The following is a 14104-nucleotide window of genomic DNA, read 5'->3' as shown; positions in this document are numbered from 1 at the left end:
CCGGGACGGCCCGGGCGGCGGGTCACGCGCCGGGAGGGCGCCCGTCACGCGCCGGGAGGGCGCCCGTCACGCGCCGGGAGGGCGCCCGTCACGCGCCGGCCGGCGCCGATCCGGCGGCCTCGAGGTGGCCCAGCACGCCGTCCGCGGCCACGCCGGGCAGGATCATCCGCCAGGCGCCGGCGAGGTCCCAGGCGGCACCCAGCCGCGGCTCCGCGGCGCTCACCATGGCGTCCGCGCCGATGTGCAGCGCCAGGAGAAGGGCCGCCAGCGCGTCCGGTTCGACGGCCGGGGCCAGGCAGTCCTGGGTGGATCCGCGCAGCAGGTCCGTGACGGCCTGGGCCCACTGCAGATAGAAGTCGAGGAACGGTTCACCACAGTTCCCGCACTCGCGCGCGACCCGCAGGGTGGCCCGGATGATCGGCTCGGTCCGCAAAGCGCCGGCGAGGCCGTGGCTCAGGTCCACCACGGCCTGCAACGGCGACGGCCGCCGCAGCTCGATCGCCGCGGCGTAGCCGCGCAACAGCAGCCGGCTCTCCTCGTTCAGCGCCCGGACCAGATCGATCTTCGTGGCGAAGTGGAAGTACAGCGCCCCCTTGGTCACCCCGGCGCTCCTCGCCACGCCCGCCATGTTCGTGCCCGTGTAACCGTAGCGGTCGAAGGAGTCCGCCGCGGCCCGCACGAGTCTCGTGCGTGTCTGCTGTGCGCGGTTCTGCATCGTCTCCGAGGCCCCCTAGCGGCTCGTCAGCTGGCACGTTGCAGCTCGCGGACCGGCGGGACGTCGTACGCCAGCGGCGCGTCGGCGGTGAGGATGTGCCGGTGCAGCCGGTGCAGCAGCGGCGACGGCTCGAGCCCGAGGTCGGCGACGAGGCTGGCCCGCAGCCCCCGGTACACGCCGATCGCGTCGCCACGCCGGCCGCAGCGGTGCAGGGCCACCATGAGATGCGCCGACAGCCCCTCGTTGGTGCGGTTGCGCGCCACCAGCGCGGTGAGCTCGCCGATGATCTCGTGGTGCCGTCCCATGCGCAGGTCGGCGTCGATGCGCCGGTCGAGCGTGTTGATCCGGGTCTCCTCCAGCCGGCGGCACTCCACCGCCAGCAACGCTCCCAGCTGGATGTCGGCCAGCGCCGTGCCGCGCCAGTACGCCAGCGCGTCGCGGAACAGCTGCGCGGCCCTCGGGAAGTCGCCGCGCTCGTGCGCCCGGTGCCCGACGGCCGCGAGCCGCTCGAACTCGCCGGCGTCCACCGCGGGCTGCGGGACGTGCAGCAGGTAACCGCCGGGCTGGGTGGCGATGACGTCCTTGGCGTCCAGCCCCGCGGTCGCCGGGTCGCGGCTCAGCGCCGGTGCGATGAGGTTGCGCAGCTGCAGGATGTAGGTCTGCAGCGTGGTGCTCGCCTTGCGCGGCACGGCGTCACCCCAGAGCTCCTCGAACAACGCCGGGACGGGGACCATCTCGTTGGCGTGCAGCGCGAGCATCGCGAGCACCTTGCGCGGCTTGGCGGCACTCGGCATCACGGCGGCCTGTCCGATGGTGACCTGCAACGGCCCCAGCACCCGAACGTCCATGTCTCTCCCCCATTGTCGGCCACGGTGCGTCGGCGCCGCACCGGATGAGACGACAATACAAAACCGACCACCCGGTATGTCAAGTGAAGGATCTGCATCGGACGATCACCGGGGACGCAGCAGTCCGGGTCGCAGTTCGTCGATGGCCCGGACGCCGCTGAGCGCCATCGTCAGGTCCAGGTCGGCCAGCAGGCTGCGCAGCACGTGACGCACGCCCGGCTCACCGCCGTGCGCCAGGCCGTACAGATAGGGCCGTCCGACGCAGACGGCGTCGGCGCCCAGGCACAGCGCCTTGACCATGTCCGCACCGGTGCGGATCCCGGAGTCGAACAGCACCGTGGCGCGGTCACCCACCGCGGCGGCGACGGCGGGCAGCGCGTCCAGGGCCGCCACCGCGCCATCCACCTGGCGCCCACCGTGGTTCGACACGACCACCCCGTCCACCCCGGCGGCCACCGCCTGCCGCGCGTCGTCGGCGTGCAGGACGCCCTTGAGCAGCAGCGTGCCCGCCCACTGCCGGCGCAGCCAGGCCAGCTGGTCCCAGTCCCGGTCCGTACCCGTGAACATCGCGGCCCAGCGCGCGACCGCGGCCGGCCGGTCCTGCTCGGGCGGGCGGGCGAGCCGCCTGCGGAACACCGGATCGGCCAGGGCGTTCGCGGAGCCGAGGCCGTCCGCGGCCGGCGCGTAGCCCAGGTCCAGATCGGTGGTTCTCCACCCGAAGGCCCAGTTGTCCGCCGTGACCACCAGGGTCGCGTACCCCGAGCGGCGGGCCCGGTCCAGCAGGCTCAGGCACACCTCGTCGTCGTCCGGCCAGTAGAGCTGGAACCAGCGCGGGCCGGCGGCGGCCGCCGCCACCTGCTCCAGCGGATAGGAAGCGGTGGTGCTCACGGTCATCGGCAGCCCTACCGACGCCGCGGCCCGGGCCACCGCCAGCTCGCCGTCCGGGTGCACGAGGGTCTGGACGCCGATGGGCGCCAGCACGACCGGAGCCGGCAGCGGTACGCCGAACAGACGCACTCCCAACTCCCTCTTGTGTGCCCCGCGCAGCATCCGGGGCACGATCCGGTGCCGGTCGAACGCCTCGCGGTTCGCGCGCACGGTCGCACCGGACCCGGCGCCGCCGGCCACGTAGCCGAACGGCCCGGGGGCCATGATCCGACGCGCCGACTCCTCCAGCGCGGCGCCGTCGGTGCTGCACGGCGGCGGCTCATCGCGCCCCAGGAGCTCGGATCGGTACGCGCTGAACGTCGTGTCGGTCATGGCCCCACGCTAGGCACCGAAGGGCCCGGCCGGGCGGCTCGTCAAGCGGTCCTTGACCAGGTCACGGCACGGGCGCGAGCAGCCGCCCGCCGTCGAGGGCCACCTGGGTGCCCGACCAGCGCTCGCGGAACAGCCGGTCGTGCGAGACCACCACCACGGCCCCCGGGTAGTCCGCCAGGGCCTCCTCGAGCTGCTCCACCAGCACCAGCGACAGGTGGTTGGTGGGCTCGTCGAGCAGCAGCACGTCGGCCTCCCGGACCAGCAGCCGCGCCAGCGCCAGCCGCCGGCGCTGACCCACCGACAGCACCCCCACCGGCTTGCCGAAGTCGGCGGTGCGGAACAGCCCCAGCGCCGTCAGCCGTTCCGCGTGCTCCTCGCGGGTGCCGGCACGCCCGTCGGCGAAGGCGGACAGCAGGCTCCGCCCCGGGTCGTCGTTCGGCGTCTCCTGGGGCAGATAGCCCAGGTCACCGCGGCGCCCGACCGTGCCCTCGTCCGGCGCCAGCACGCCGGCCAGCACGTCGAGCAGGGTGGACTTGCCCGCGCCGTTGGGCCCGGTGACGAGCACCCGGTCACCGGCGGCGACGCGCAGCTCCGGCACCTGCAGCCGCGCACCGACGCGCACGTCGCGCACGTCGAGAACCCAGCCCTCGCGGACGGCGGAGTCGAGCGGCGCATGCAGGCGCAACGGGTCCGGCGGGCGGGGCACCGGCTCCGCCCGCAGCCGGTCCAGACGCTCCGCGGCGCTGCGTACCCGGGTGGAGATCGACGCCTGCACGCGGCGGCCGTCGCCGTTGTACTTGCACTTGTTGTGGTCCTTGATGGCCCGTCCCGGAGCCACCCGGTACGCGGTCGTCGCACCCCATTCGGTCCAGTGCTCGATCTCCGCGACCCACTCGGCGTACGCCTGCTCCCAGCGCTGCCGTGCCGCCCGCTTCTCGGCGAGATAGCCGGCATAGCCGTTGCCGTAGCGCGCCACGCTCGCGCGGTCCCCGTCGACCTCCAGGATCGCGGTCGCGACCCGCTGCAGCAGCAACCGGTCGTGGGTGACGACCACGAGGGTGCCGCGGTGCCGGCGCAGCCGGACCTCCAGCCAGCCCAGGGCCGCCTCGTCGAGGTGGTTCGTGGGCTCGTCGAGCAGCAGCAGCTCCGGTTCCGCGGAGAGCACGCCGGCCAGCGCCAGCCGGGCCCGCTGCCCGCCGGAGAGCGTGCCCAGCCGCCGCTGCGGCGTCAGCTCGCCGATGCCGAGCAGCGACATCGTCGAGCGCACCCGCGCGTCGGCCTCGTAGCCACCGCGCAACTCGAAGGTCGTGAGCATCTCGCCGTACGCGGCCAGCGCGGCGTCGTCGGCGGTGCTCAGCTCCCGCTCCGCCATCGCGATCCGCCGCTGCAGGTCCCGCAGGTCGGCCAGCGCGGCGTCGACGGCGTCGCCGACGGTCGCGGTGTCCGGCAGGTCGAGCACCTGGCCGAGGTAGCCGATGCCCCCGTCGGCGGTGACCACCAGGTCCCCGTCGTCGGGTCGCTCCTGCCCGGCCATGAGCCGCAGCAGGGTGGACTTCCCGGCACCGTTCTCCCCCACCACGGCGACCCGTTCGCCGCTGCGCACCGAGCAGGACACCTGATCCAGCACCCGGCCGTGGACGTACGCCTTGCTCACCGCGTGCAGCGCGAGCTGAGTAGACATGACGACTCCTCTCTGGTCGGTCAGGCGCGGACGTGGCCGTCGATCAGGGCCAGCTCGGCCCCCTGCCACCCCCGGCGCAGCCAGCGGTCGTGCGAGGCGACGACGACCCCGCCCGGTGCGCTGCGCAGCGCGTCCTCCAGCTCCTCCACCAGGCGCAGCGACAGGTGGTTGGTCGGCTCGTCGAGCAGCAGCACGTCCGGCGGGCGCGCCACCAGCACCGCCAGGGCCACCCGGCGGCGCTGGCCCGTGGAGAGCTGCCCGACCGGCCGGTCCAGGTCCCGCCCGGCCAGCAGGCCGAGCCGGGACAGCGGCACCGCCGGGTCGTCGCCGGCCGCCTCGGCGTAGTACGAGCGGGCCGGCCGCTGCGGGTCGGGGAACTCCACGTCCTGTTCCAGCAGGGCGACCCGCAGTCCCGCGGACCGGTACGCCGACCCGGCGTCGGGCGCCAGCTGCCCGGCGAGCACCCGCAGCAGCGTGGACTTGCCGGCACCGTTGGGACCGGTGACCAGCAACCGCTCGCCGGTGCCCACGGTGAGGTCGTCGATCGCCAGCCGGCCGTGGACGCGGACGCCGCGCAGCGACACCGCACCCTCGTGCGTGGCGGCCCCGGTCAGCGCGGCGGTGAAGCTCAGCTGGGCCGGGGGCCGGCGGACCTGGTTGGCGGTCAGCTCGTCGAGCCGCTGCTGCGCGTTGCGGACCCGCCGGGAGATCTGCTTCTGCACCCGGCCGCCGTGCCGGTCGTACCCGATCTTGTTGTTGTCCTTGATGGTGCGGGCGTGGTTGACCTCGTGCGCCGTGGTCGCCACCGCCTGGCGCAGCTCCTTGAGCTCCTTCTGCTCGGTGGCGTACTGCTGCTCCCAGCGCACCCGTTCGAGCCGCTTGACGCCGAGGTAGTCGGAATACGTGCCGCCGTAGCGGGTGATGCCACCCCGGGACGGATCGAGGTCCACGATGTCGGTGCACACCGCGTCCAGGAAGGCGCGGTCGTGGGACGCGACCACCACGGCGCCCGGCAGGTTCGCCAGCCGCTGTTCGAGGAAGGTCACCGCCTCGTCGTCGAGATGGTTGGTCGGCTCGTCGAGCAGCATCGCCCGCGGCTGCCTGATCAGCAGCGCGGCGAGCGCGAGCCGGGTCCGCTGGCCGCCGGACAGCGAGCCGATCGGCCGGCTCATGTCCACACCCGACAGCCCGAGCCCGTCGAGGACCAGCTTCGCCCGGTGGTCGGCGTCCCACAGGTCGTGGTCCTGGGCCCACTCGAGCAGCTCGCCGTAGACGGCGAGCGCGGCCGCGTCGTCCGGCCGGTCGGCCAGCGTCTCGCCCAGCTCGTCGAGCCGGTCCCGGACCCGGTGGAACTCCGCCAGGGCGTCGTCCACCACGGCGCTGAGCGGGGCGTCGGAGGGGAACGGAAGCTCCTGCCGGAGGAACTCCGTGTCACCCGGCCGCTGGACCTCGCCGGCGTCGGGTTCCTCGGCACCGGAGAGCAGTCTGAGCAGGGTGGACTTGCCGATACCGTTCTCGCCTACCAGGCCCAGTCGCTGGCCGGGCCCGGCGGAGAGCCGGACACCGTCGAGAACGACCCGGTCGCCGTAGCTTTTCACCAGGTCGAGAGCATGCAGAACAGACACGTTTGACACGCGGACACCAATCGCCGAAGAGGAAAAGGGAATCGGCTGCCCGCCGGGGCATCACTCCACGAGAAGGCGGAGGGCCGCGGCAGCGGGCTGGGTGCGCGTCAGTAGATCACCGAGCCATACTCACATGAATCGGACGAGACGTCAACCCAGGGGATCTTGCCGGCACGGCCCGGGTACGCTCCGCGGTGTGTCAGCCTCCCTTCCGTACCACCCGGATCCGCGGCTGGGCCGCCTGAGCATGGACGCCGCCGTCGCCGCCGTGGAGGCCGCCGTCGGGGGTGACCTCGACCCCGAGCGGGAACCGGCCCGCTCGGCCGTGCCGGCCCAGGGCGGGCACCTGCTGACGATGCCGTCGGTCGGCGACCGCTACGTGGGCGTCAAGCTCGTCTCGGTCGCGTCCGGCAATCCCGCCCACGGACTGCCGCGCATTCAGGGCCTCTACATCCTGTTCGACGCCGCGACGCTCAGCCCGCTGTCCATCATGGACGGCACGCAGCTGACGGCGCTGCGCACTCCCGCGGTGTCGGCCGTCGCCGCCCGCCATCTCGCCGCCGCCGAGGCACAGCGGCTCCTGCTCTTCGGCACCGGCCCCCAGGCACACGGTCACGTCGAGGCGCTGCGGCGCGTCCTGCCGCTGACCCGGATCGAGGTGGCCGGCCGCCGGCCGGAGGCGGTCGACGCCTTCGTCGCACACTGGCGCGACCGCGGCGTCGAGATCGCTCCCGCCACCGCCGGCTCCGTGTCGCGGGCCGACGTCGTCTGCTGCTGCACCGACGCCCGCGAGCCGCTCTTCGCCGGCACCGACGTCGCCGCCCACGCACTGGTCATCGCGGTCGGCTCCCACACCCCGGACGCCCGGGAACTCGACGCCGCCCTGTTCGCCCGCGGCACGACGGTGGTCGAGTCACGCGCCACCGCGCTGCGGGAAGCGGGCGACGTCATCCAGGCCCTCGCCGAGGGGGCCGTCGAGGAGAAGGACCTCGTCACCCTCCAGCAAGTGGTACGCGGACCCGGGCGGCCGCCGGTGACCCGCCCCCGCATCTTCAAGAGCACCGGCATGGCCTGGCAGGACCTCGCCGTCGCGGTCGCCGCGTACGAGCACGAGGCATGACCGGCACCGGTCCGGCGCGCCGGGCTCAGGCCGGCTCGACCGTGGGGGCGCCGGCGGCCAGGGCGCGCCGGGCGTAGGCGCGGACGTCGGCGTCGGGGTCGGTCGAGGCGGAGCGCAGGACGGCGGTCACGTCGGCCCGGTACGCCCAGCCCGCCAGCGATCGGACGGCGGCCCGCCGCACGTCGAGGTTCGGGTCGTGGGCGGCCCCGGTCAGGGCCGGCACGGCGACGTCCGGGTCGGCGCCGCCGAGCGCCGTCGCCGCCCCCTCGCGTACCTGCCAGGACGGGTCGGCCAGCGCACCCAGCGCCACCGCGGCCAGGTCACCCGGGCAGCCGACCTGCCTCGCCGCCTGCAACGCGGCGGCCCGGACCAGCGGATCGCCGTCGGCCGAGAGCCGCTGCAGCACCGGGGTCCCGCGCGGGTCCCCGACCGTGCCGACGCCGTGCGCCACCGCGACGCGCACCTCCCGTGCCGGGTCGTCCGCCGCGCCCGCGAGCCCCGCGACGTCGTCCCGGCGCACCAGGCCGCGGACGGCCTGCAGGCGTACGCCGGCGTCGGCATCGGCGACCGCGGCGCGGAAGTCCCCGGCGCGACCGGCCCCGGTGATCCGCTGCAGCTCCACGGCCACCTGGCGCACGAGCGGGTCGGCACTGGTCCCGGCGTCCCGCAGCCGCCCGGCCAGCGCCGGCGAACCGGGCAGGACGTCCGCCAGTTCCCGCAGCCCGGCCGCCGCGGCCGCGCGGACGTCCGGGTGCGGGTCGTGCAGGGCGTCGACGAGGGCGTCGGCGACGCCCTCGGGCGCCGCCTCGGTCAAGGTGGCCACCGCGGTCCGGCGCACGTCCGGCTCGGGATCGCCGAGGAACGGCTGAAACGCCGCCAGCGTCGCCGCGCGCTCGGCCAGGGCCAGCACCGCCACGATCCGGTCGGCGGCGGGCCCGCTCGCCCGCCCGGACCGGCGGGTCCCGGCCGGACCGGATGCCGCCACCGCGAACCGGCGGGCCTCCGCCACGACGGTCTCCGCGGGCGCGTGCGGGGGCCGCAGGTCGTCCACCGGGACGAGGTACTCGTGCACCGGCCGCTTCACGAACTCCATGTCGCCGTCCGCGCGGCGCCGCAGGTTGAGGTGGTAGAACCACTCGCCGTCGTCGCGGGCGGGATGGTCGGTGCGGTCGTGGTACAGCCCCCAGCGGCTCTCGGTACGCACCAGCGACGCCCGTGCCGCCATCTCGGCGCAGTCGCGGATGAAGGTCACCTCCGCGCAGCGCATCAGCTCGTGCGGCGTACGGGCACCCATGCCGGCGATCTCGCCGGCCATGCGGCGGAACGTCTCGACCGCGATCTCCAGGTTGGCCGCGGACTTCGGCGGGGCCACGTAGTCGTTGACGAACCGGCGCAGCTTGTACTCCACCTGCGGCTGCGGCGGCCCGTCCGGGTGCCGCAGCGGACGGTAGACCAGCTCGTGCGCGTCGGCGATCTGGTCGGCGGGCAGCGGCCCGGGGACCTGCGGACGGGTGGCGGCGTGGGTGCCGGCCAGGTCGCCGAAGACGAAGGCACCGATCATGTAGTTGTGCGGCACGCAGGCGAGGTCGCCGGCGGCGTAGAGGCCGGGAACCGTCGTGGCGCCGTTCTCGTCCACCCAGACGCCGGACGCGGAGTGCCCGCCGCAGAGGCCGATCTCGGAGATGTGCATCTCCACGTCGTGGGTGCGGTAGTCGTGACCGCGTCCGGCGTGGAAGGTGCCGCGGGTCGGCCGCTCGGTGGTGTGCAGGATCGCCTCGAGCCGCCCGATCGACTCCTCCGGCAGGTGGGTCAGCTTCAGGTAGATCGGGCCGCGGTCGGACTCCAGCTCGCGGGCCACCTCGGCCATCATCTGCCCGGACCAGTAGTCGCAGTCGACGAAGCGCTCGCCGCGGTTGTTGACCTGGTAGCCGCCGAAGGGGTTCGCCACGTACGCGCACGCGGGACCGTTGTAGTCCTTGATCAACGGGTTGATCTGGAAGCACTCGATGCCGGACAGCTCGGCCCCGGCGTGGTACGCCATCGCGTAACCGTCGCCGGCGTTCGTCGGGTTCTCGTAGGTGCCGTAGAGGTAGCCGCTGGCCGGCAGCCCCAGCCGGCCGCACGCGCCGGTCGCCAGGATCACCGCGCCGGCGGCCACGGTGACGAACTCGCCGCTGCGGGTGTCGAAGCCGGCGGCGCCGACGGCGCGGCCGCCGCGGGTCAGCACCCGTACCGGCATCACCCGGTTCTCGATCTGGATCTTCTCGCGGTACTGGCGGGTGCGCAGGACCCGGTAGAGCACCTTCTTCACGTCGCGCCCCTCCGGCATGGGCAGCACGTACCGACCGGAGCGGTGCACCTGCCGCACGGCGTACTCGCCGTACTCGTCCTTCTCGAACTTGACGCCGTAGCGCTCCAGGCGCTGAACCATCGCGAAGCCCCGCGTGGCGGTCTGCAGGACCGTGCGCTGGTCGACGATGCCGTCGTTCGCGCGGGTGATCTCCCGGACATAGTCCTCGGGGGTGGCCTTGCCGGGGATGACCGCGTTGTTGACGCCGTCCATGCCCATGGCGAGGGCCCCGGAATGCCGCACGTGCGCCTTCTCCAGCAGCAGGACCCGGGCGCCGTGCTCGGCCGCCGACAGCGCGGCCATGGTTCCGGCGGTGCCGCCGCCGATGACCAGCACGTCACAGGTCAGCTCGCGGCGGTCGGTGAGGGCGGGGATCTGCATCAGTTGCTCCTGTCGTCGGCGCCGAGCGCGGCGAGGATGGTGGAGCGGGCGGCGCGCGTGACCGGGGTGCCGCGGGTGGCGAGGTCGCGCGGCTGCGGCACGTCGACGACGGTCCGCACCCCCTCGGGGCCGAGCACGGCGATCCGGTCCCCGATGACCAGCGCCTCGTCGACGTCGTGGGTGACGAACACGACGGTCGCCTCGGTGGCGCGCAGGACGTCCACGAGCAGCCGCTGCATCGCGGCGCGGGTCTGCGCGTCGAGCGCGCCGAACGGCTCGTCCATGAGGATCGCGCGAGGGCCGCCGGCGAGCGTCCGGGCGAGCTGGACCCGCTGGCGCATGCCGCCGGACAGCTGGGCCGGCAGCCGGTGCTCCTGCCCGGCCAGGCCGACCCGGGCCAGCCAGCGCTGGGCCTGCGCCCGCCGCTCGGCGCGCGGGACCTTCCGGATCGACAGCGGCAGCTCGACGTTGCGGCGCGCACTGCGCCAGGGCAGCAGGGCGTCGTCCTGGAAGACCAGCGCCCGGTCGGGCGACGGCCCGCGGATGGCGGTGCCGTCGGCGGTGAGCGTGCCGCCGGCGACCGGCTGAAGGCCCGCGAGCGTACGGAGCAGGGTGGACTTGCCGCAGCCGGAGGCGCCGACCACCACCAGGATCTCGCCCGGCGCCACCGCGAGCGTGAGGTCGCGCAGGACGGGTTCGGCGCCGTACCCGACGCTGACGTCCTCCGCCCGCAACCGCAGACCGGTGCGCGTCATCGCCCGCCCTCCGCCTGGCGGGCGGGCAACCACCGGGTCACGCGCCGGCCGAGCAGCTCCACCGCGGCGGCGGTGGTCCAGCCGAGCACGCCGATGGTGACCATGCCGACGAGGACGGCCGGATAGTCCACGATGGTGTAGGCGTGCCAGGTCCGGTATCCGACCCCGAAGTCCCCGGAGATCATCTCGGCGGAGATGACACAGATCCAGGACACCCCGATGCCGACCGACAGCCCGCCGAGGACGCCCGGCAGGGCGCCGGGCAGCACGACGCTCGACAGGACCCGCCAGCGGCCGCCGCCCATCGTCCGGACCGCGTCCTCCCACACCGTCGGCAGGGCACGCACGGCGTGCCGGGTGCTGACCAGGATCGGGAAGAACGCGGCGGTGAAGGTGATGAACACGATGCCCTGCTCGTTGCGCGGGAAGAGCAGGATCGCGATCGGGACCAGCGCGATCGCGGGAATCGGGCGGACCACCTCGAACAGCGGCTCGAGCACGTCGGACAGCAGCCAGGACCGGGCGACCGCGACACCGGCGGCCACGCCCGCCACCGCGGCGAGCGCGAAGCCGGTCAGGATGCGCACCAGGCTCTGGGCGATGTCCTGGTAGTACACCGGGTCGCGGGCGACGTGGGCGAAGTGCTCGCCCACGGCCACCGGCGTGGGGAGCCGGTCGAAGCGGACCCCGAGGGTGACGTCGGCCGTGGTGAGCCACTGCCACAACACCAGCGCGGCGACGAGCGACCCGATCCGGATGGCCCAGCGCAGCGGGTGCGCCCGCCGGGCGGCGCGCCGCGGGGACCGGACCGCGGGTTCTCCGGTACGGGCGGAGGGAGCCGCCGTGGAGACGGCGGTCACGAGGCCTGCACCGCCTCGGCGTACGGCAGCACGGTCGCCCCGGCGTGGGCCGCCACGTACCGCTGGGCCGCGGCCCTGCTGGCGAACGGCCGGAACGCGGCGCCGTCGCGGACCCAGGTGCTCCGGTCGGCGAACCAGCGGGTGCCCGTGCTGGCATCCGGCACGTAGGCGGCGCGGATCTGCTGCCCGGCGGCCCGGGCGGCCTTCACGGCGCGCAGCAGGCAGGCCGGGTCGGCCGCGGGCTGGGTACGCTCGCCCACCCACAGCTCGCCGGCCAGCGCGGGATCGGTGACGGGCCGTCGGCAGACCGGGTCGGTGCCGGTCAGGGCGGCCTTGTTGACGGTGCCCGCGGCGTCGGCGTCGTACCCGGGGCCGTAGACCTCGCGGATCAGGCTGTCGTCGACGAACGCGCCGAGGTCGATCCGCTGCAGGACCCCGATGGACTTGAGGAACGGCACGTCCTGGTCGAGCGCGGCGCGCAGGGGCGCCTTGATGGTCGGGTCGAAGGTGGCGATGCCGTTGGCGCCGTTGTAGAGGTAGACCACCTCGCTCGGCAGGCCCGTCTCCTTCGCCACGATCTCGGCGGCCTTCAGCGGTTCGCTCCAGAGCAGCCGGTTGGCGTCGAGCTGGGCGTGCAGGAAGGCCTTGACCACGTCGCGGTGGCCGGCGGCGTACTGCTCCCGGACGACGGTGCCGTGCAGCGTGGGCACCCCGAGCTCGCCGCCGTCGTAGAGCACCTCGGCGGTGCCCTGGTGCACGAGGAGTCCCGGCCAGGCGACGAACTGCGACAGTGCGGCCACGTTGCCGGACTGCAGCGCGGACGCGCCGACCGGCGGCTGCTGGTTCTCGACCTTGACGTCCGCGGCGTCCAGCCCGTTCTTGCGCAGCGCCTGGACGAGCAGGCCGTGGCCGGCCGACCCGGAACTGGCCGAGACGACCTTGCCCTTCAGGTCGGCGAGCGTACGGATCGGCGACCCCGGCGCCACCACGACCGTGTTCAGCGCGCCTCGCAGGTTGTAGCCGGTGACCGCGATCAGCTTGGTGCGCGTGGCGGCGGACTGCTGGCCGCGGGCACCGTTGATGAGCAGCGGGTAGTCGCCCATCGAGCCGATGTCGATCTTCCCGGCCATCATCTGCGCCGTGATCGGCGCGCCGGTGTCGTAGTCCTGCCACGTCACGGCGTACTTCTTGCCCGTGCTGCGGCCCAGCTCGGCGAGGCGCCGCTCGAAGAAGCCCTGGGCCCGCAGCAGCGTACCGGCGGTCACCGTGTTGATGGTCTTCGACTGGTAGCCGACCACCACGGGCTCCGCGTCGCTCTCGTGGGCCTGGCCGGCGACGGTGCAACCGGTGAGGCCGATGACCAGGGCGATCAGCAGGGAGACGGAACGTGGTCTGTTCATGGGCGACCTCATCGGATCAGGAACGGCATGTGGACCGTCACGGCGTTGCTGGGGCAGCGGGCGGCGCAGGGGCCGCAGTACCAGCATTCGTCGACGTGCATGTACGCCTTCCCGGACTCGGGGTCGATCGCGAGCGAGTCGAGTGGGCACATGTCGACGCAAAGGGTGCAGCCGTCGATGCAGAGGCTCTCGTCGATCGTCACGGGGACGTCGACCCGCTGGTTGACCAAGGGCATGGATCTCTCCTCGTCGGGGGCAGCGTGGAACGGACGCCGAGGGGCTCGGCGCCGGGCGGCAGGCGGGCGGAGTCAGCCGGCGATCATGCGGGGCAGCGGCGAGCCGCGCTGCAACTGGCCGTGCATGGTGAGCCGGTCACCGCGGAACCGGATCCACTCGAGGTCCACCGGGCGGCCGTCGGCGAGGCGGGTCAGCCGTTCCACCATGAGCAGTGCCGCGCCCGGCGGGGAGTCCAGCAGCGCCGCGGAGTGCGGGTCGGCGTTGACCGCCTCGAACGAGACGTCCGCGGTGCCGAGCGGCTGCCGGGCCAGCCGCTCGATCAGGACGAAGATGTCCTGCCCGGCGAGGTCCGCGGCGAGCAGCGGCTCACCGATGTCCCGCGGTAGGTAGGTGAGGTCCAGCGACAGGGGCGCGCCGTCGAGCCGGCGCAGCCGCTCCAGGTAGACCACGGGCTCGTCGCCGCTGACCGCGAGGCGCTGCGCCACGGCAGCGGGCGGCCGGATGAGGGCGGCGGTCCGGACGTCGTTGGTGATCTGCCCCTGGGCGTGCATCGTCTCCCCGAGGCCCATGAGGCGGTGCAGGCCGTGCGCGTACTTCTCGGTGAGCACCGTCGTGCCGACGCCCGGGCAGCGCTCGACCAGCCCTTCGCCGGCGAGCAGCGCCAGCGCCTCGCGGACCGTGTTGCGGGAGACGTCGAAGTCCCGGCAGAGCTGGGCCTCGCGGGGCAGCTGGCCGCCGGGGAACGCGCCGGCCAGCACCTGGTGCCGCAGCACGTCGGCGACCTGCCGGGCCCGGTCGGCGCGGCGCCGCCGGGCCCGCTCCAGGCTGCCGGCAGGCCCGGGGTGTGGTCCCATCGTCGTCCTCCCGTGGTC

12 protein-coding genes are annotated in these 14104 nt (G+C 74.2%); 1 reads left to right on the top strand and 11 read right to left on the bottom strand.

Annotation, left to right across the window (positions count from 1 at the left end; all coding sequences use genetic code 11):
- Positions 1–88: 88 nt before the first annotated feature.
- From IEY99_RS26265 to IEY99_RS26245, 5 genes are all read right to left on the bottom strand, one after another.
- Complete coding sequence (locus IEY99_RS26265) at positions 89–715, bottom strand: ScbR family autoregulator-binding transcription factor (RefSeq protein ID WP_189206739.1); 627 nt, start codon at positions 713–715, stop codon at positions 89–91.
- Positions 716–741: 26 nt separating this feature from the next.
- The gene (locus IEY99_RS26260; protein ID WP_189206738.1) at positions 742–1563 is read right to left on the bottom strand and encodes an AfsR/SARP family transcriptional regulator; all 822 of its coding nucleotides are present in this window, start codon (positions 1561–1563) and stop codon (positions 742–744) included.
- Between the two features lie 105 nt (positions 1564–1668).
- Positions 1669–2823: an alpha-hydroxy-acid oxidizing protein gene (locus IEY99_RS26255; protein ID WP_189206737.1), complete on the bottom strand. Its 1155-nt coding sequence runs from the start codon at positions 2821–2823 to the stop codon at positions 1669–1671.
- A gap of 61 nt (positions 2824–2884) precedes the next feature.
- A complete protein-coding gene (abc-f, locus tag IEY99_RS26250) occupies positions 2885–4504 on the bottom strand; it encodes a ribosomal protection-like ABC-F family protein (RefSeq protein ID WP_189206736.1) in 1620 nt (539 codons plus the stop codon).
- Positions 4505–4524: 20 nt separating this feature from the next.
- Positions 4525–6129 (bottom strand): ABC-F family ATP-binding cassette domain-containing protein, encoded by a 1605-nt coding sequence (locus IEY99_RS26245; protein ID WP_229799262.1) that lies wholly within the window; start codon positions 6127–6129, stop codon positions 4525–4527.
- Between the two features lie 196 nt (positions 6130–6325).
- Between IEY99_RS26245 and IEY99_RS26240 the strand changes: the two genes are divergently transcribed.
- Positions 6326–7249, top strand: a complete 924-nt coding sequence (locus IEY99_RS26240; RefSeq protein WP_229799261.1) for an ornithine cyclodeaminase family protein — start codon at positions 6326–6328, stop codon at positions 7247–7249.
- Between the two features lie 25 nt (positions 7250–7274).
- On the opposite strand, the gene IEY99_RS26235 is transcribed toward IEY99_RS26240, so the two are convergent.
- The 6 genes from IEY99_RS26235 to IEY99_RS26210 form a co-directional block, all read right to left on the bottom strand.
- A complete protein-coding gene (locus IEY99_RS26235; protein ID WP_189206734.1) occupies positions 7275–9980 on the bottom strand; it encodes a fumarate reductase/succinate dehydrogenase flavoprotein subunit in 2706 nt (901 codons plus the stop codon).
- Positions 9980–10735, bottom strand: coding sequence for an ABC transporter ATP-binding protein (locus IEY99_RS26230; RefSeq protein WP_189206733.1), 756 nt, complete (start codon positions 10733–10735; stop codon positions 9980–9982). Before IEY99_RS26230 ends, IEY99_RS26235 begins: the two co-directional genes overlap by 1 nt.
- On the bottom strand, positions 10732–11595 hold the full coding sequence (locus IEY99_RS26225; protein ID WP_189206732.1) for an ABC transporter permease: 864 nt from the start codon (positions 11593–11595) through the stop codon (positions 10732–10734). The genes IEY99_RS26230 and IEY99_RS26225 overlap by 4 nt, the downstream gene beginning before the upstream one ends.
- A complete protein-coding gene (locus IEY99_RS26220) occupies positions 11592–12995 on the bottom strand; it encodes an ABC transporter substrate-binding protein (RefSeq protein WP_229799260.1) in 1404 nt (467 codons plus the stop codon). The genes IEY99_RS26225 and IEY99_RS26220 overlap by 4 nt, the downstream gene beginning before the upstream one ends.
- Before the next feature lie 8 nt (positions 12996–13003).
- Positions 13004–13231: a 4Fe-4S dicluster domain-containing protein gene (locus tag IEY99_RS26215; protein ID WP_189206730.1), complete on the bottom strand. Its 228-nt coding sequence runs from the start codon at positions 13229–13231 to the stop codon at positions 13004–13006.
- A gap of 72 nt (positions 13232–13303) precedes the next feature.
- Entirely contained in the window at positions 13304–14086 is a 783-nt protein-coding gene (locus tag IEY99_RS26210; RefSeq protein WP_189206729.1) for a GntR family transcriptional regulator, read from the bottom strand.
- Between the last annotated feature and the right edge of the window lie 18 nt (positions 14087–14104).

This window comes from Couchioplanes azureus (genome assembly GCF_014648355.1).
GTDB lineage: Bacteria > Actinomycetota > Actinomycetes > Mycobacteriales > Micromonosporaceae > Actinoplanes > Actinoplanes azureus.
The sequence above is the reverse complement of the archived record's forward strand: the minus strand, read 5'-3'. Positions and strand labels throughout refer to the sequence as shown.

What these genes read in the sequence shown, in the direction of transcription:
- IEY99_RS26215 (WP_189206730.1), bottom strand. Translation starts at nt 13,231, where the DNA reads ATGCCCTTGGTCAACCAGCGGGTCGACGTCCCCGTGACGATCGACGAG.
- IEY99_RS26260 (WP_189206738.1), bottom strand. Translation starts at nt 1,563, where the DNA reads ATGGACGTTCGGGTGCTGGGGCCGTTGCAGGTCACCATCGGACAGGCC.
- IEY99_RS26220 (WP_229799260.1), bottom strand. Translation starts at nt 12,995, where the DNA reads ATGAACAGACCACGTTCCGTCTCCCTGCTGATCGCCCTGGTCATCGGC.
- IEY99_RS26210 (WP_189206729.1), bottom strand. Translation starts at nt 14,086, where the DNA reads ATGGGACCACACCCCGGGCCTGCCGGCAGCCTGGAGCGGGCCCGGCGG.
- IEY99_RS26230 (WP_189206733.1), bottom strand. Translation starts at nt 10,735, where the DNA reads ATGACGCGCACCGGTCTGCGGTTGCGGGCGGAGGACGTCAGCGTCGGG.
- IEY99_RS26255 (WP_189206737.1), bottom strand. Translation starts at nt 2,823, where the DNA reads ATGACCGACACGACGTTCAGCGCGTACCGATCCGAGCTCCTGGGGCGC.
- IEY99_RS26265 (WP_189206739.1), bottom strand. Translation starts at nt 715, where the DNA reads ATGCAGAACCGCGCACAGCAGACACGCACGAGACTCGTGCGGGCCGCG.
- abc-f (WP_189206736.1), bottom strand. Translation starts at nt 4,504, where the DNA reads ATGTCTACTCAGCTCGCGCTGCACGCGGTGAGCAAGGCGTACGTCCAC.
- IEY99_RS26235 (WP_189206734.1), bottom strand. Translation starts at nt 9,980, where the DNA reads ATGCAGATCCCCGCCCTCACCGACCGCCGCGAGCTGACCTGTGACGTG.